The sequence below is a fragment of the Colwellia sp. genome, from assembly GCF_013214175.1.
Classification (GTDB): Bacteria; Pseudomonadota; Gammaproteobacteria; order Enterobacterales; family Alteromonadaceae; genus Colwellia.
Genome location: NZ_JABSPA010000002.1, coordinates 178,663 through 195,302, shown reverse-complemented (window position 1 = coordinate 195,302; position 16,640 = coordinate 178,663). Strand labels below are relative to the sequence as shown.

At 39.7% G+C, this 16,640-nt stretch carries 17 protein-coding genes; 8 read left to right on the top strand and 9 right to left on the bottom strand.

The features are described from left to right. Positions 1–85: 85 nt before the first annotated feature. From HRT55_RS03945 to HRT55_RS03915, 7 genes are all read right to left on the bottom strand, one after another. The gene (locus HRT55_RS03945; protein WP_291619080.1) at positions 86–781 is read right to left on the bottom strand and encodes an alpha/beta hydrolase; all 696 of its coding nucleotides are present in this window, start codon (positions 779–781) and stop codon (positions 86–88) included. Further along, on the bottom strand, positions 778–2,238 hold the full coding sequence (locus HRT55_RS03940; RefSeq protein WP_291619078.1) for a M23/M56 family metallopeptidase: 1,461 nt from the start codon (positions 2,236–2,238) through the stop codon (positions 778–780). The genes HRT55_RS03945 and HRT55_RS03940 overlap by 4 nt, the downstream gene beginning before the upstream one ends. Before the next feature lie 2 nt (positions 2,239–2,240). Continuing rightward, positions 2,241–2,630, bottom strand: a complete 390-nt coding sequence (locus HRT55_RS03935) for a BlaI/MecI/CopY family transcriptional regulator (protein ID WP_291619076.1) — start codon at positions 2,628–2,630, stop codon at positions 2,241–2,243. A gap of 193 nt (positions 2,631–2,823) precedes the next feature. Continuing rightward, the gene (locus HRT55_RS03930; RefSeq protein WP_291614418.1) at positions 2,824–3,237 is read right to left on the bottom strand and encodes a GNAT family N-acetyltransferase; all 414 of its coding nucleotides are present in this window, start codon (positions 3,235–3,237) and stop codon (positions 2,824–2,826) included. Positions 3,238–3,282: 45 nt separating this feature from the next. Continuing rightward, positions 3,283–3,678 carry a VOC family protein gene (locus HRT55_RS03925; protein ID WP_291619074.1) on the bottom strand — a complete coding sequence of 132 codons (396 nt, stop codon included), beginning with the start codon at positions 3,676–3,678 and terminating at the stop codon, positions 3,283–3,285. Then, entirely contained in the window at positions 3,675–5,537 is a 1,863-nt protein-coding gene (locus tag HRT55_RS03920; RefSeq protein ID WP_291619072.1) for a monovalent cation:proton antiporter-2 (CPA2) family protein, read from the bottom strand. The genes HRT55_RS03925 and HRT55_RS03920 overlap by 4 nt, the downstream gene beginning before the upstream one ends. Before the next feature lie 158 nt (positions 5,538–5,695). Beyond that, positions 5,696–6,913, bottom strand: coding sequence for a Bcr/CflA family efflux MFS transporter (locus HRT55_RS03915; protein WP_291619071.1), 1,218 nt, complete (start codon positions 6,911–6,913; stop codon positions 5,696–5,698). A 393-nt stretch (positions 6,914–7,306) separates the two neighbouring features. Here HRT55_RS03915 and HRT55_RS03910 point away from each other — a divergent pair, with 393 nt between their 5' ends. The 5 genes from HRT55_RS03910 (at position 7,307) to HRT55_RS03890 (ending at position 11,328) form a co-directional block, all read left to right on the top strand. Next, positions 7,307–8,359: a hypothetical protein gene (locus HRT55_RS03910; RefSeq protein ID WP_291619070.1), complete on the top strand. Its 1,053-nt coding sequence runs from the start codon at positions 7,307–7,309 to the stop codon at positions 8,357–8,359. A gap of 9 nt (positions 8,360–8,368) precedes the next feature. Then, on the top strand, positions 8,369–9,565 hold the full coding sequence (locus HRT55_RS03905) for a BamA/TamA family outer membrane protein (RefSeq protein WP_291619069.1): 1,197 nt from the start codon (positions 8,369–8,371) through the stop codon (positions 9,563–9,565). 63 nt (positions 9,566–9,628) lie between these two features. Further along, a complete protein-coding gene (locus tag HRT55_RS03900) occupies positions 9,629–10,294 on the top strand; it encodes an efflux RND transporter permease subunit (RefSeq protein WP_291619068.1) in 666 nt (221 codons plus the stop codon). After that, positions 10,295–10,786: a protein disulfide oxidoreductase gene (locus HRT55_RS03895; RefSeq protein ID WP_291619067.1), complete on the top strand. Its 492-nt coding sequence runs from the start codon at positions 10,295–10,297 to the stop codon at positions 10,784–10,786. It begins immediately after the preceding gene. Between the two features lie 74 nt (positions 10,787–10,860). Then, complete coding sequence (locus HRT55_RS03890) at positions 10,861–11,328, top strand: GNAT family N-acetyltransferase (protein WP_291619066.1); 468 nt, start codon at positions 10,861–10,863, stop codon at positions 11,326–11,328. A 93-nt stretch (positions 11,329–11,421) separates the two neighbouring features. Here HRT55_RS03890 and HRT55_RS03885 read toward each other — a convergent pair whose 3' ends face one another. Continuing rightward, complete coding sequence (locus tag HRT55_RS03885) at positions 11,422–12,561, bottom strand: serine hydrolase (protein ID WP_291619065.1); 1,140 nt, start codon at positions 12,559–12,561, stop codon at positions 11,422–11,424. 226 nt (positions 12,562–12,787) lie between these two features. Beyond that, the gene (locus HRT55_RS03880) at positions 12,788–13,543 is read right to left on the bottom strand and encodes a sulfite exporter TauE/SafE family protein (RefSeq protein WP_291619064.1); all 756 of its coding nucleotides are present in this window, start codon (positions 13,541–13,543) and stop codon (positions 12,788–12,790) included. Positions 13,544–13,766: 223 nt separating this feature from the next. Between HRT55_RS03880 and HRT55_RS03875 the strand changes: the two genes are divergently transcribed. The 3 genes from HRT55_RS03875 to HRT55_RS03865 all read left to right on the top strand — a co-directional run bounded on the left by HRT55_RS03875 (position 13,767) and on the right by HRT55_RS03865 (position 16,633). Then, positions 13,767–15,233, top strand: a complete 1,467-nt coding sequence (locus tag HRT55_RS03875) for a methyl-accepting chemotaxis protein (protein ID WP_291619063.1) — start codon at positions 13,767–13,769, stop codon at positions 15,231–15,233. Further along, positions 15,217–15,759: a DUF6436 domain-containing protein gene (locus HRT55_RS03870; protein WP_291619062.1), complete on the top strand. Its 543-nt coding sequence runs from the start codon at positions 15,217–15,219 to the stop codon at positions 15,757–15,759. The genes HRT55_RS03875 and HRT55_RS03870 overlap by 17 nt, the downstream gene beginning before the upstream one ends. Before the next feature lie 121 nt (positions 15,760–15,880). Next, the gene (locus HRT55_RS03865) at positions 15,881–16,633 is read left to right on the top strand and encodes an ABC transporter substrate-binding protein (protein WP_291619061.1); all 753 of its coding nucleotides are present in this window, start codon (positions 15,881–15,883) and stop codon (positions 16,631–16,633) included. The last annotated feature ends 7 nt before the right edge of the window (positions 16,634–16,640 follow it).

The following is a 16,640-nucleotide window of genomic DNA, read 5'->3' as shown; positions in this document are numbered from 1 at the left end:
GATGATCCCTAGTCCCTTCTTTGAGGGTAATTAATGGTTATTTTTATTGGTAGTGTTGTGAGTTTTAGCGAGCCGTACTGAAATATTAGTCCGGCAAAGCCTTTACTTGTTTGACCCAGGTTTTCACTTGTTTTAGCCACTGTGGTAAAGGTTGGTAGAAAGCGCCATGCTCTTTACCTGTACTAATGGCGGTTTCTTGAAAGGAGTGGGTTTTGTTATTTCTGTCGGTTAAAAACTGACAAGAGCCAGCAAAATCCGAGGTTTCATAAATAGAGTAGAGCTTGCCATAAGCTTGGTATTCTTGATGCTCTTTAACAAAACCGCCACACACAGCTAGCAATATAGTATTAATTTTATCTAACCTAAGCTTATCCGAGGCAAGTAAAGTGATCTCTCCACCTCGAGAAAAGCCTAACAAGGTGATATTTTCCGGCTTTACCCCTGCGACAATCAGTTTTCTGACATCAGCAGCCAGCTTTTCGGCAAACTCATCAGCCACAGTTTTATTCGGCCGATGATAGGCAATAAGATTATAGTGCGGATCGGCTAATGCCTTTCTTACCGCAATAAAATCATAAACGCCCCAACGCTTGTCTACCGGCATCAAATTATCACCTTCAACAATTAAGCCATGGGAATAGAAAACATACTTCTCATCGGGGTAAATTTTTTCAGGAAAACTGGTGTAAAGCGCTCCAGCTAAGCACTTTGTTCCGATAAAAAGGTAGGTAATAAAGAGCGCTGCCAAGCTATAAGCTAAGAATGAACATACAGACTTCATCTTAAAACGCCTACTTTCCTTGCTGAGCTTGATAGCTCGGATAAATTTAAAAAACGCTTAGGATTGGCATGTTTACCGTTTTCAAGTACCTCAAAATGCAAATGTGGACCAGTCACTCGCCCTGTCGCGCCAACGGTACCTATTTTATCTCCTGCTGAAATATATTGCCCTGACTCGACCGAAAAGCTACTCAAATGAGCATATAAACTTTGATTTTGCCCTTGGTGCTCAATAAGTATTACCTTGCCATAGTTTTGGTGCAAAGTGACATCATCAGCAATGATTACCCAACCAGAGAAACTGGCAACTACCTCGCTACCAATTGGCGCAGCGAAATCAATGCCTTGATGGGGTCTCTTACCGCGAAAATCACTAATATCATCATAACCAGAAGAAATCCGACCATTTAACACAGGTAAGATGCCGTCAGTATTAAGCTGATTAAAGTTATCTAGTGAGAAAAAGGGTTTAGCCGCCATGGCAAAAAAGCCAATAGAACAAGACATCAACACTAACGTCAAACGAGCACACCAGCCAAACTTCTTGTTTGACTGGCCAGACATGGCTAACTTAATTCTATTTTCAAAGTCTTGTTTATTAAAACCAGGACCAGAAAAGTAAGTGGTTAAGCCACTGTCAAAAGGACTTTTATGCAACTTTAAACTCGCTATTAACGCGCGAGCATAACTAAGCTTAGCTCCGGGATCGGCTGAGATGACCGCAGTATCACAATTCAATTCCATGCATTGTAAAAAGCGCTTTTCCATAAAACTGATAAAGGGATTGAACCAAAACAAACAAGCACATAAGCGAAATAAAATAACTGCCTTAGGATCCTGCCTTTTTATATGCATTAATTCATGGTCAATTAATAAACCTTGTTGCGCTGCAGGCATTGTAAAAACAGACTTTGGTAACAACATGCTAACTCGAAAAAAGCCAAAAACAAAAGGTGATACTGTTTGCTCGGTCACCAATATTTTTATGCTGTTAGCCGTTATGGTCTTTTGCTGTACTGGGCTAAAAGCTTTAAAATCAGTTACCAGAGTCGCTTGTTGAATAAATTGCCTAACTTTCCATAAGCCAAGTACAAAGCGTAATAGTGACAAACAAACACCAAGCACTAACATCAAGCTGACTAAAGATATAAAGACTTGCAGCTCGCCGCTGCTCTCCATTTGGCTAACCACTGAGTTTGAGTGCAGCACTAAACTTTGTTGTGAGTCACCAAAAGCTGCTTTTAATTGCTCAGGAATAATGCCGTTTGTTTGAGAGAACAACGCCGGCAATAATGGCACCAAGGCGATAACGAGCCAAGCTTGCCAAAATCTAGACCAATTAATTATTTTTGGGGAGAATTTTCTGATAGCTAGCGCTAAGCCAGATAAAATACCGCTCCAAGCAATAAAAATGGTGAGTTGAAATAAGAAAGTACCGGTAAACCATTGCTCAGCCATGACTATTTACCTTGCTGCTCTTTTGATGAGTCTTGCTCTAAATCATGTAGTAACTTTTCAAGATCAGCAATTTCGCTATCATCAATTAATCGGCTATCGGTAAACATGGCAATCGGCAAAGGGCCGTCTATTTCAAAGACTCGTTTGGCAAAATCCTGAGCGAATGCCGCAAGAGTCTTGACCTTGTCGACTTTGGCGAAATAAATCTTCTTATTACCGGAAAACTCCATCGCCACTAAACCTTTGTCACCCATTCTTTCTAAGGTTTTACGGGTAGAAGAGTAACTCCAGCCGAGTATTTTTTCGACTTCATCGTGAAGCTCGCGGGCAGTTTTTGGCTGCGAATGCCATAACTGTTTTAAGATTTCTAGTTCGGGTGCGGTTGGCTGCATTTTATATCTTGATAATTGGATTACCCATACATAGTGCGACAAGTGTCGCACTCATGCAAGAAAAATATCAGATAGTTACTTTTTATGGTGAACTGGGCAAGATATGATGTAGCAAGAGCAGCCGTTATTGCACGAAAAATATAAATAAATAGCTAAATCACCGCATTTACTGTCGCTCAAAGTTATCGTCTCACTATAATTTTTTAACCATAAAATATTTGCAACCGGTTTTAGGGTAGCCCTGCTGAACCCATTGAGTTTCATAACCATATTTTTGGTAAAATGGCATAGCTTGAAAATTAAGTGTATCTAATAAGCACATGCTGCAGCCTCGGTTTTTACCTGCTGCTTCAATTTCTTTTAGAATTTTACTACCGATATCTTGGCCACGTAAATCTTCTGAAACCCACAAGGTATTTATTAACAACCAATCACCAAATGTACGAGCGGCTGCACCTGCAATAACCTCTCCTTGCTCATTTTTTAATTGTACGGCTAATGGCAGTCGTTCACTTACTTCCCAATTAGCCCAGTTGAAATCAGCAATTTTTTTATCAAGGTAATCGAGAAATTCTTGTTCTGGTTTTTCTATAACTTCTATTTTCATAAATACTCCATATCACCTTTTAGCGCTAATACCACAGTCTATGGGTTAGTTTTTCGGTTGATGAAACTCAATTACGTTGCGATCGGGATCGCGAATAAAAACCGATGACCCCGTTGGAAAAACTATTGGCCCTTCGGTAATTTCTATGTTCAAGGCATTAAGCTGAGCTACAACGCCATCCATATCATTTACCTCCAAAGCAACATGGGTATAACCTGCTTTTTTCACTGGCTCATCCATCAATACATTAGTATCTGTGGGTGCTGCGGCATTTAAAATAAAATTAATATTCACGCCACTGGCATGTTCCATAATAGCGACAGGCTCAGGACCCACTGGCCCAACTAGAAACTCAAAACCTAGTTGTTCGTAAAAAGCGCGTGATATATCCAAGCTATGTACACGTATACCAAGATGGTTTACTCGAGTGATTTGTTTCATAAATTAACCTTATTAGTTTTAGTGTCTTCGTCACAGTCACCTTCGTGACAGGTATTGATTTTATCTTGCTCTTTCAAGTCATTAGTTAGCACTTGTTTGAGAACTTCCATGCGTTGTTTTACCGCAATGCCATAAGTATGATCATCACCCCATAAATCAATCAACAATTGCATCGACTCTTCATCATGCTCGGCAAATAACTTTCCCGCACGCTCGGACGTTTCTTGGCTATTGCCTAGCAAGGTTAACGCTTCAACACCTAAGTTTAATGCTGAATCAAAGGTTTCACGCTTGAAAGACGTTACCCCTAACTTCATTAATTCATAAGCATGTCCGCGGTCTATGGCTCGGGCAACGATGGCTAGATTGGGATAATGCTTTTTGGCCATCACCGCTATTTCTAAAATTTTATCGGCGTCATCAATGGCTATCACCAATAGTTTAGCTTCTTCAGCACCGGAGGCATCAAGCAAATCTTTGCGCGCCGCATCACCATAATGTACGGTAGTAACAAAACGTTTTACCATTTCAATTTGGCTAGGGCTATGGTCAAGAATAGATAAATGATAGCCTTGTGCGCTTAATAACCGACCAATAATTTGGCCAAAACGGCCATAACCGGCAATAATCACACTACTGGTTGCTTCTATATTTTCTGGTTTATCAAACTCAGCTTGGGTGTTATTGGTATTACTCAACATTTTGTCATAAATCATCAGTAATAACGGCGCCATCAACATAGAAATAGCCACAACTAAGGTTGTTAACTTGGTTTGCTCTGGATCGAGTATATGCAGCGATGAGGTTAACGAGAGCAAGACAAAAGCAAATTCTCCGCCTTGCGCTAATGCTAAGGTAAAAAGCAGCTTTTGCCTGCCCTCCATTTTAAAAAATACCGCGAGTAAATATAAAACAAGGGCTTTAATAGCGATTAGACCAACGACTAATAGCACCACTGTTGAAAACTGTTCGAATAACAATGGAAAATCAATAGAAGCACCAACAGCGATAAAAAATAAACCCAGCAACAAACCTTTGAATGGCTCTATATCTACTTCTAATTCGTGTCTAAAGTCACTTTCAGCCAGTACAACGCCAGCTAAAAAGGTGCCTAGGGCTGGTGATAAACCAATTTTTTGCATTATTACGGCTATCGCTATCACTAAGAACAAAGCAAACAAAGTAAAAACTTCTCGTAAGCGTGTTTCAGCGATATACCTAAATAAAGGCGCAGAAACATATTTTCCCGCAAGAATGATGGCTGCAATCACAGCAATTGAAACAGCGACTTGCAAATAAACTGGATAATGGGCAATTAAGTTACCGTGATCTGACACAGTAGCCATGGTGTCGCTAAAAGCTAATAAGGGTAATAGTGCCAAAATAGGGATCACGGCAATGTCTTGAAAGAGTAGTACCGAAAATGCGTTTTGCCCCGCCTCTTGTTTTGTCCAGCCCTTTTCACTCAAGCTTTGCAGCACAATTGCCGTTGAAGATAACGCTAGCATTAAACCTATTGCCATAGAAGTTTGCCACTGTAAAGCAAGTACCTCCTTGCATATGACAAAAATAAACAGAGTAGTCAGCGTAACCTGCAGACCACCTAGACCTAGAATTGAGTGCCTGAGTTTCCACAGCCTGGATGGTTGTAATTCTAAGCCCACCAAGAACAACATCATCACCACGCCAAACTCGGCAAAGTGCATAACATCAGTTTGATCACCAACCAAGCCTAATAAAAATGGCCCGATCAGAATACCAGCCAACAAATAGCCAAGTACAGAGCCTAACCCCAAACGCTTAGCGACAGGTACCGCTATGATCGCAGCAGCTAAATAGACAACAGCAAGTTCTAGCATTTAGTTCTCCAAAAAATAAAAAAATTACAGAAGGTTATTACCACTTACTTTACTGCATCAATAACAGAATACCAATCCGCATAAATCTAATTAAACAATCCATTAAAAGTATCCTTTGGAAGAGTTTTGCTAGGCTTGCTCTCTTTCATCTACGGTATTTATGATAATGCTGCTACTGCCTTAATGCGTTTGTTGAAATACAAGACAGAGACAAAAAACAGCGTTACCAATGAACATAATGCCATGGTGTAATTCATAGTAGTGGCATCAACACTCACACTAATGCTCACCACTGCACTGGCTAGCGCGCCTAAGCCAAACTGCAACACGCCATTTACCCCAGAAAGTACGCCAGTGCTACCTTGCACACTAGCTAAGGCGGCTGAAATGGCATTCGCTGCTGTTAAACCTAATAAACCAACATATAAAATAACCCCCACCACCACATAAGCTAATGATAAATGTAGATAAGCGACTACGGCTAAATAAATGCCTGCTGCTGCCAGTAAAACTCCAGCGACAATGAGCTTGTTAATGGTATCAACATTTTTTAATAACCGAGCATTGAGTAAATTCATACTGATCATGGCGACCGCATTTAATGCCACTAACCAACTAAATTGCTCCGGCGTGGAGCCAAAATATTCCATATAAACAAAAGGAGAGCCCGAGATAAAAGCAAATAAGCCAGCAAAAGCACTACCGCCCGCTAAGATGTAAGCCATGGTAGTACTGTTCGATAAGACTTTTCGATAACCACTGTATAGTGCTGCTACGTTAAGCGGCTGCAGTTCAGTGACGACATGCTTAGGCGGCAAAAGGCGTAATTGGGTGACTAAGGTGACCAGTGCCAGGCCGGCAAGCACTAAGAAAATCCACTGCCAATTAGCTGCGAGCAGTATTTGGCTACCAATCATAGGCGCGACCATAGGCGCTATCACCACACAAGCCATCACGTAACTAATAATTTGGTTACTATTTTTACTGCCATAAAAATGATAAATCAAGGCAAAAACCACCACAGAGCTACCACTAGCAAAGGCTTGCACCGCCCGCCAAAAATAGAGTTCTTCAATAGACGTTGTAAACGCTATCATGGCACTGGCGATGGCAAATACAGTTAAACCAATGCTGAGTAACTTGGCTTTATTCATTGAATCGGCCAGCGCGCCTAATATTAGCTGTCCCAGAGCAAAGAAGATTAAATAGATGGCGACTGAAGCCTCAATTGCATCAATTGAGCTGCCAAAGTACTTCGCCATGCTAGGTAAGCCGGGTAAATACATATCAATGGCAAACGGTGACAGTGAAAATATCATTGCCATCAAGATGACAAAGGGCCAATAGCCGATAGAGGACGTTGATTTAGGGTTCATAAGTAATTTTTATCTGAGCTTTTACAAGCATAAATGTCATGGTTATTAGTTTAATTTAAAGTCGAATAAAGATTAATACATTAAATGAATAATCATTGTTTCCATATGACATGCAATTGAATTTATAAGTAAATTTGCACACATTTTTAGTAAAAGTACACACATCAATAAATAAGTATATTAGCCATCATAGCGATTAAAGTTACTCCGACCACAATACTGAGCCCTACAGTGACATCACTATTAAAATCAAAGTTCAACCCCTTGCAGCACAATCATCTATTTAGTCAAGGGGGTCTTCTTCAAGTTGCCGCTTTATGCCCAAATATCACCTTTGCTGATGACCATCGTATTGAAGTCAATTATCAACTTTAGTAAGGCAATGTTGAAATTATGAATACATTTTATCAAGTCATCTTTCTGTTTAGCTCATTTTTTATGTTAAATGTCGGCTTTGCCCAAGAGAGTCAAATTAAAACCGCTGAAATAGCCCTATCAGCAAAAGATTGCCAATGTATTGATGAAAGAAGTATTGCTGTATCTGAACAATTCGCCACGTTAGAAAGTCGAGACATAGGTACGCCATTATTAGATGAACATGGCGATAAGGTTATTTGGCCAAGAGCTTTGCCATTCTTCGCACAAAATGTCCTTGATTTAGGTTTTGAATTACCGAAAACATTTGGCCTGGCCATTATCCCCAATACCATTAAACAAGACCTAGTACTGAAAAATCTCAAAGTAGGCTTAAATGGCGCTGATATGGTCGATATGGATTTTGTGCAATTTGGCCCTGCACGAGCTGATAACAGTAACTTGCAAATTAAAGCCGATGTTTGGTTATTCCCTTTTCTAAATCTGTATGCAACATATGGAAAAATGCACGGCTCTGCTAGTGCCCCCATTACTATTAAAGGTCAAGATTTACTGGAGTTTCTTGGTAATAGCTGTGACGGTCCATTTGCCCCCAAGGCTTGTGAAAAAACCTTTAGTGCCCTTGCCCAACCAGAATACACCGGCTCAAATATATCAGTCGGTTTCACTTTAGCCATGGGCTGGGATCGTTTTTTCGTCGCCTTACCCGTTACTTATGTGCTTACCGATTTAAATATATTAGCGGATGATATTAAAGCTTTTCAGGCATCGCCACGCATTGGTATTTCATCCGATGCCGGCCAGTGGGGCACAATATCAACATTTGTTGGTTTAACTTACCTCAACGCTGAACTTGATGTTGCCGGTAAGTTGTCCTTTGATACTTCGGCAATACCCGGTGAAGCAAATATCACCGAGTTAGATTTTTTTATCAATCAGGAAAATGCCGACAAAGTTAATTACTTAATCGGCTTTAACTGGGATGTAAGTAAAAGCTGGGCTTTTCATGCGGAAGCAGGTTTCGGTGGCAGTAGAGAAAGTTTTATTGCCTCAACAACATATCGTTTTTAGGAGATAGTAGTGTTGTTTTTTATAGAAAAAATTGTTTTTTTTTTACTGTTGTCATTGTTTTCAATGAATTGTTTTGCCAGTTCTAGTCAGTTTATTGACCTTTTAGACGGTCAATTAGATGCCTCACAATATCTTTCAGAAAATGCTTATGGCTTTTTACCTGTGCCTATCATTATCACAGATCCGGCGGTTGGTGGCGGCTTAGGCATGATGGGATTAATTTTTCATGAGGAAGAGCATGAAAAAGATGCTCGTCTTGTCGCCATGCAAGAGGGTGAAAATGCCGCAGATTCACTTCTGCCGCCTAGCGTTTCTGTGGCGCTTGGTGCTTATACGGGTAATGACTCCTATTTTGCTGGTGGCGGTCATATGGGATTTTTTAATGAAGGTAAAATTCGTTATTTAGGCCTTGGCGGTTACGGTGATATAAATTTAGATTTTTATGGTTTTGGCGATATTAGTTTACCGAAACCGATAACGATAAAAACTAAAGCGACAATAATTATGCAAACGGTAAAATTTAAACTTGCCGATAGCGACTTCTACTTAGGGCCTACACATAAATATATTAACGCTGATATATCGCCGGCTAATATTAACGATTTAGTCGATAATTTACCCCCAGATTTGCAAGCGCCCTTAACAGATTTACTGACCAACAAAGTCACCACCTCAGGTGTAGGCTTTACCTTAGAATATGACTCTAGAGATAACATTTTTTCGCCAAAGTCTGGCTTAAAATATGAACTTACACATTTATGGTACCGAGACGCCTTAGGCTCTGATATAGATTATCAACTGACAGAGTTTTACGGTTTAAATTATTTTACCTTAACCAAAAAGTGGCGTACTGCCTTGAGGGCAGAAATTAATTATGCTGATTCAGATAGTATCTTGCCGCCATATGCAACCCCCTCAATTTCAATGAGAGGTATTCCCTCAGGAAGGTATCAAGGTAACGCTATTGGTGTCACTGAGCTTGAGGTTATTTATGATCTCAATCTTCGATGGGAATTTAATGTGTTTGCTGGCGTCGGTAAAGCCAGTAATAAATTTTCTGATATGGGCGATAGCGATAGTAAAATTAGCCAGGGTGTTGGCTTTAGATATCTAATAGCCAGAAGATATGGTTTTAATATGGGCCTTGATATAGCTAAAGGCCCAGAAGAGAATATCTTTTATATTCAAGCAGGCTCGGCTTGGTAAATCTGCCTTTGTCTTTAAAAAACTCAATGACAATACTCAGCATTACAAATTGTAATATTCCTTATGAGGATATTTGTTTATCATATTTCTAATGAGTCAGCTCTTTTAAAAGCAAGTAAGCCACCACAGTTTATTGCAGGAAATACGGCGATTTACGCCTTTGCTCTAGCCTTGGTGTTCATCTACTTATTATTGGTTGCCCATTTTGAAAGTTGGAGTTTGCCTTTAGCCGTTATTTTTGTTGTGCCTACCGCCATTGTCGGCGCAATTCTAGCGCTTAATATTAGTGGTTTGTCTTTGAGCTTATATGCGCAAGTAGGACTGGTGTTACTGATCGCCCTCGCCGCTAAAAATGCCATCTTAATTATTGAATTTGCCCAGAACAAATTGAATAATGACAATACCTCCATTGAAGATGCGGCAGAGCAAGGCGGTAGTGCGCGTTTTCGTGCGGTAAACATGACCTCATGGTCATTTATTCTCGGTATTTTACCGTTAGTTTTTGCCAGTGGCGCCGGCGCGGTCGGTTTGAAAACACTAGGGGTAACCTTACTTGGCGGCTTGTTAAGTGTCTTACTGATTGGCAGTTTCTTTGTGCCTGGCTACTTTGCCCTAATTCATAAAATGAAGACGCGACATTGTAAAAATAACCTACCTAACAATAAATTAAGTAAAAATAGCTTACGTGAAAGTAAGTGTAATGAAATAGCCTTAGCGGAGAACAGATAAATGAAGTATTGGTTAAAACAAATTGCTATTTTTGGCGTGATCTTTCTTATCATGAGCTTCGCCGTAGATACATGGCGAGCTAAGGATATTGATCGACAAGCGCTACCCGAACTACAAGGGTTGACGATTAATAACGAAGCCATTGATTTAAAAGCATTAAGCTTTGATCAGCCCGTTTTAGTGTATTTTTGGGGAACCTGGTGTCCGGTTTGTTCGGTGGTAAGTCCTTCGGTAAATACCCTATCAAAGCATTATCCGGTTTACAGCATTGCCATGCAATCCGGTGATAATGAAACACTAAAAACGTATATGGCAACTGAAGAGTATCAATTTAAGATCATCAATGACGATAACAATGACATAGCACGATCCTTAGGTGTGCAAGTAACTCCTTTAGTCATGGTTATTGACCAAGGGGAACTCGTTAGCTACACAACGGGTTATGTAAGTTTATTTGGCTTATGGTGGCGCATTGCTTGGGCCAGTTGGTAAACGATATATATAGTGTGAACACATTAATAATGGGGTTACATTTAACCAAAAGTAGTTATGACTAAAGGAATAACATGGACAATGATTTAACTATTCGCGCTGCAATAGACACTGATCGCGAGTTCATTTTTGGGCTATCGCCACGTTTAGCTGAAGTAGCCGGTTTACCTTGGCATAGCGATAAGGCAGTGCAGAAGATGCACGATGATTATTTTGCTGAAGTATTCGCAAATTCATCACCACTGCAAGCGACCTTTATTGCCGAAAAAGGCAACGAACCACTTGGCTTTATTCATACTCGCTCACATAAAGATGATGTCTCAGGAGAAGCATGCGGTACTGTGCCTTTACTTGGTGTCTGCCCATCAGCACAGGGTTTGGGCGTTGGCAAAGCATTAATAACAGCAGCAGAGCAATGGGCCAAAAAACAAGGTTATCGCTTATTACACTTAGAAGTTTTTGCACATAACGACAAAGCGCAGGGCTTTTACCAAAACCTTGGTTTTGAAACAGAAATCCTGCATATGATTAAAGAAATTTAACCCATACAAAGGTTACTTTATTTGAATAAAGGCCAGCTTTGACACTGGCCTTTTTAATAAAAAAATCTGAAAAAATGATTAATAACAATCAGACTAGTTAAAGTAACTATCCAATATTTGATTACTATATTTACCAGGGCTTTGGCTAACATCATTACACAGCACAGCCACAGACAGTTTTTCTTCAGGAATTCTTGCGTAATAAGTAGAAGTACCTAACCAGCCGCCCGAATGAGAATACTTGGTCATTTTATCCATCGATTTTACAAATTGACCATTGGCATACAACTTCCCACCTAGTTCATGTTTACTATTAGGAGTCAGCATTTTTTTAAGAAACTCTTGCGGGTTCTTACCGAGTTTTGGTGTGTAGAATTGTTGATCCCAAAGCAGTAATTCAGTGATGCTGGTATGTAAACCGCCATCACCAACCCAAAATAGATTAGTCATATTCGTTTCATAACCACCCTCTTTTAATGGTGCGTAACCTGAAGCTCTATTCTTAACAATTTCATTGGCGTCATCACTAAAAAAGGTGTGCTGCATGCCTAGAGGTTTGAAGATATTCTTTTCAGAATATTCTCTTAATGTCATGCCACTCTGCTCTTCAACCAGCATAGATAAAAGAAAATAGGCAAAATTGCTGTATTCCATTTTCGTATCGGGTTTACGTTTTAAAGGTAACTTTTTAACGACTTGGTAAAACTCATCAATGGAAAGATAGTCTTCATTGCCTAGGCGAAATTCACCACCTGCGGCAGACTTCAAACTGTTATGTTGACCTTTTGCCTTACCCTCGTATGAATCACCGACCATATCGTAATCACCCATGCCAGCAAAGTGCCCTAACATGGCATTCACTGTTACTTTTGAGCCATAATCTGCTAATTCAGGTAAGTAGCTGCGAATATCTTCTTGCAGATCGATTAAACCTTCATCGGCTAATAACAACACAGCTGTTGCAGTAAATTGTTTAGAAACCGATGCCATTCTGAAAATTGAATCAGCTGAAAGTGGGATGTCATGTTCTAAGTTCGCCAAGCCGTAACCCTTGGAAAAAATCAATTGATTGTCTTGTATAACACCTACCGAACAGCCTGGCGCATTGGGCGCAAACTTATTGGCAAAAACAGTTTCTATTTTCTCAACAAAGGCCTCATTACTCGGTTTAGCAAGTAGAGGTAACGTGATGGCATATAAAGATAAAGCCGCCAAGGTTGAAATAGTACCCATGAAAGATCCTTCTAATAAAATTTATGAAAACTATCCTAATGCTTAAAGGAAAAAACAGCAATTGAACAGCTGCTGTTTTTTTAGTTTAAGCATTTCAAATAGTAACAAGATCTTTCATTGGGTTTTATCTGAAGGTCCGCCTATTAAGTTTGCTGCACATTGAAAAGAAAGTAGATCTATGATTATCATCCATCTGAACTTAATTACGGCTTTACTCGCACCTAGATTAGAAAAAACTAAAGCGAATCAAGATCTGTAAGGCCAGCAGAGTTAATAGCCACTTTAACAAGTGCAAAAAACGTAAGGGGTCAACTTTACCGCGCAATTTAGTACCTATATACGAGCCGAAAAAGGCTCCCAAAATTGCAAAGATGATAGGGCTTAAGTAATCCCAAAAGACAAAGCCTAAGGTCGCATAAGTGGCGACTTTGGCAAAATTCACCAAGACCATTAATAACGATGCTGTCGCTATAATTTGTTCTCGATGGCTAAGTTTCTTCATCAGCAGGGTTACCGTTAAAGGACCCGGCGCGCCAACCACCAGGCCTAATCCCGTTTGCAACATGCCCACCAAATAGAAGCTTTCAATCTTACTGAGCAATCTATCAACCGACTTGACCCACAAACTCAATAATAAATAGATCGCTATAATCACCGGGATATACTGGCTTGATAAATTAGTCAGTACTAATGAAAATAAGGCAACTCCCGCCAGCGAGCCGATGACAAATTGAGGTACCAGTGACCACACCACATGTTGATAGGACATCATTAAGCGCGAAACATTGCTAGCTAGCTGAGTGGTACCGTGAATGGGTACTACCGCGTTGACTGGCACAAACCATGGCAGCGTTACCGCTAAAATTAAACCGCCACCTAGGCCAAACACTCCGGCAATGATTGAGGTGAAGGTGGTTAAAAAGAACAAGCTAAGGTAGTTAAGAGTAATGCCCGTTAAAATAGTGCTGAGGCTGTCGATCATCTAGATGCATAAAAAAAAGTTGGGTCACAGATGCTAACCCAACAAACACCTCTATATAATTAGTTTTTATGAACAATATTCTTTTAATCGCCGCCGATGAGCTGTTCTTTATTCGTGAAGCCTTGTAATAGTAAACAAGACAGCTGGTTGCGAATAATCTAACATTGCCATTCTCAACTATAATTTAACTAATTTAAACAACGTCGATAATAGTTGAGAAATCATGAATAAAACCAATCAATTATTTACCTATATTTTTAGTGCATTATTTGCTGAGAGTTTATTGTTAGCAGTACTTTTTGATTCATACCTGTCTGCTTTTGTTATCGGTATACCAGCATTGCTGGTGCCGCTATATTTCAATCGCACCGCTCCCCAGTCAGTAATCACCAGACATGTGTCGGCACTCGGCACCATGATATTTGCTGCGCTTCATATCCATCAAGCAAACGGTTTAATTGAGGTGCATTTTGAAATATTTATCTTGATGGCGGTGTTAATTATTTACCAAGATTGGCGGGTATTTATTACCGCAATTATGGTTGTCGCCGTACACCACATTTCCTTTTATTTTCTACAAATCAATGATGTTGGTGTATTCATATTTGATCAAGATAGGCTGCTATTTACCACAGTAATAATTCATGCGGTTTACGCTATCGTCGAAGCTTTTGTTGCCGGCTACATTGCAAAAACCATGGCCGAAGAAAGTAAGGCCGGAGAAGAGCTATCGAGGGTAGCAACGGAAATAGCATCGGATATAAATGCCATAGACTTGAGCATAACAACAGCGGCAGGCAAGAATAGTACCTTACTCTCATTTAACGAATTATTAGCTCTGCTCCATCATGTTGTTAGTGGCGTAAAAGAGCAAGTTATTGAACTTAATACTAACTCTAATAATTTGATGACGACTAAAACTGACCTAGAAAGCTCTTCAGCACAACGTCAACAAGAAACTGATGTTATTGCTACATCCGCTGAAGAGATGGCAGTAACCGTTGCCTCAATAGCAGAAGAAACCAGTCAATTAAGTGATCAAATGCAGGAAGCAAATAATTACACCCAAGCGACCCATGAAGAAATATTTAAAATCAACGAGCAAAACAGTAGCCTAACCTCTGCCTTAGAAGATACTAATAAGCAAGTCTCTGAGCTTGCTAACTCTACCGAGGCTATTTCAAATGTATTAACTGAAATTACCAGTATTGCCGATCAAACTAACTTGTTAGCGTTAAATGCTGCCATTGAAGCAGCAAGAGCAGGAGAGCAAGGTCGAGGTTTTGCTGTGGTCGCTGATGAAGTACGGGCCTTAGCTAATCGCACCAAAGAAAGTACCGATAAAATTGGTGCGACCTTATCTTTGCTACAAAATTATTCTAAGTTAGCAACCAACTCAATGACCAGCAGTATAGAGATTGTTCGTTCTGTTATTGAAAGTGCCGATAAAGCGCAAGAGCAAATAACCCAAGCCTCTAGTTTGGTTGAGCAAGCTAGCGCTATTTCGATCAATGTTGCTGCGGCCGTTGAACAACAAGCAACAACAACGGATGATATTGCTAAAAGTGCTGAGAGTTTACGAAGTACCGTTCAGCTTGATATTGAAAAAGTGGCAATGCTAGGCCAAGAATCAATTAAGGTCAGCCAAACGGCAAGTGAAATGGAAAGTAATATTGCTCGTTTCAAGTAATCGTCTAACCAAGCCGCAACTAACTAAGCTACATCTGGTTATCGTCATTGTTTGGCTAAGTTTTACGGTCGCTGCCTTTGTTTACTTGGTAAGCGAAAAACTAGTAAGTTTTGATTTGGAAAGTAAGTTGGCGGGCATTGGCCATCTACAGCTTGCCACTGCTTTAAAACCCTATGTAGAGTCTGTGCTACCAGGTAAAGGCAATACAGTGCTACATTTTTCTACGCCAGATTGTGATTGTCAGCAATACAGTGCCGCGCATATTGAGGATATCAATAAAATAGCGACAGCTAATGATTTCTCTATCATCGAGGTTGTTATTAATGAACACAATTTTATTCCCGCGACACCATCGGTCGCTATTATTGACCTGCTCGGCGAGGTTATTTACTTTGGTCCTTATGGACAAGGCTTAGCTTGTTCGAAAACTTCCGGCTATGCACAGACCATGTTAAATAACTTTGTTAAAGGTTATAAAGCTAACATCATAATTAAAGAAGCAAAGGGCTGCTATTGTCGAGTTTAACTACTTTATCGTGATTTCATCTATTCGTTATGATGTGAATAAGTGTTTTTTTCTCACTTGAAAAAAAGACAACTATAGCTAAGATCAAACTATGAGCTATTAACTTGCAGCCAGTTAAAACATGTTTATTAAACTTGCCCCGCCACTATTGATATTGCTACTTTTATCACCCTGCTGCCTAGCTGAAAAAATAACAGTCGCCTTTGGTAATACTATTGCGCCTTGGGTCATGGCTGAAAGTAACGACGGTATTTTGATAGAACTGATTAGTGAGGCAATGGAGCCCTTAGGTTATGAAATAGAGAAGGTTTACTTCCCATATGCTCGGCGAGTGAAATCATATCAAGCAGAAATAGTAGATGTTGTTTGCGATATTAATCAAAAGCATATCAACATATCAGATCTTAAAGGTCACTTTTCAGGTATTGTTTATGCCTATAAAAACTATGCTTTTACTCTTAAAAAAAGAAACTATAGCTTTAGTAACATGAGTGAATTGAGCAAGTACAGCTTATTGTCATGGCAAGGGGCTCGAAAACAACTGGGCAGCACTTATGACTTAATGGCTGCTAACAATCCTTTTTATATAGAAACTCATGATCAAAGAAATCAAGTAAAAATGCTGTTTCTGGAAAGAGTAGATATTATTCAACTAGACGTGCAAATCTTCGAATTTTATCGTTTAAGTTTAATCAAAGAAAATGAAATTGATGGCGATATAGCAGTAGACCGCTTTGCTTTATTCGGCACAAACCCAAATGGTTGTTTATTTCATTCAAGCAAAGCTAGAGATGACTTTGTCAAACAAATAGCACTAATGAAGCAAGACGGTCGTTATCAAGAAATTTTTAATAAATATACCCTAGCTAATTAAGACCATA

What these genes read in the sequence shown, in the direction of transcription:
- HRT55_RS03935 (WP_291619076.1), bottom strand. Translation starts at nt 2,630, where the DNA reads ATGCAGCCAACCGCACCCGAACTAGAAATCTTAAAACAGTTATGGCAT.
- HRT55_RS03940 (WP_291619078.1), bottom strand. Translation starts at nt 2,238, where the DNA reads ATGGCTGAGCAATGGTTTACCGGTACTTTCTTATTTCAACTCACCATT.
- HRT55_RS03895 (WP_291619067.1), top strand. Translation starts at nt 10,295, where the DNA reads ATGAAGTATTGGTTAAAACAAATTGCTATTTTTGGCGTGATCTTTCTT.
- HRT55_RS03890 (WP_291619066.1), top strand. Translation starts at nt 10,861, where the DNA reads ATGGACAATGATTTAACTATTCGCGCTGCAATAGACACTGATCGCGAG.
- HRT55_RS03930 (WP_291614418.1), bottom strand. Translation starts at nt 3,237, where the DNA reads ATGAAAATAGAAGTTATAGAAAAACCAGAACAAGAATTTCTCGATTAC.
- HRT55_RS03910 (WP_291619070.1), top strand. Translation starts at nt 7,307, where the DNA reads ATGAATACATTTTATCAAGTCATCTTTCTGTTTAGCTCATTTTTTATG.
- HRT55_RS03945 (WP_291619080.1), bottom strand. Translation starts at nt 781, where the DNA reads ATGAAGTCTGTATGTTCATTCTTAGCTTATAGCTTGGCAGCGCTCTTT.
- HRT55_RS03875 (WP_291619063.1), top strand. Translation starts at nt 13,767, where the DNA reads ATGAATAAAACCAATCAATTATTTACCTATATTTTTAGTGCATTATTT.
- HRT55_RS03925 (WP_291619074.1), bottom strand. Translation starts at nt 3,678, where the DNA reads ATGAAACAAATCACTCGAGTAAACCATCTTGGTATACGTGTACATAGC.
- HRT55_RS03865 (WP_291619061.1), top strand. Translation starts at nt 15,881, where the DNA reads ATGTTTATTAAACTTGCCCCGCCACTATTGATATTGCTACTTTTATCA.
- HRT55_RS03920 (WP_291619072.1), bottom strand. Translation starts at nt 5,537, where the DNA reads ATGCTAGAACTTGCTGTTGTCTATTTAGCTGCTGCGATCATAGCGGTA.
- HRT55_RS03900 (WP_291619068.1), top strand. Translation starts at nt 9,629, where the DNA reads ATGAGGATATTTGTTTATCATATTTCTAATGAGTCAGCTCTTTTAAAA.
- HRT55_RS03915 (WP_291619071.1), bottom strand. Translation starts at nt 6,913, where the DNA reads ATGAACCCTAAATCAACGTCCTCTATCGGCTATTGGCCCTTTGTCATC.
- HRT55_RS03880 (WP_291619064.1), bottom strand. Translation starts at nt 13,543, where the DNA reads ATGATCGACAGCCTCAGCACTATTTTAACGGGCATTACTCTTAACTAC.
- HRT55_RS03885 (WP_291619065.1), bottom strand. Translation starts at nt 12,561, where the DNA reads ATGGGTACTATTTCAACCTTGGCGGCTTTATCTTTATATGCCATCACG.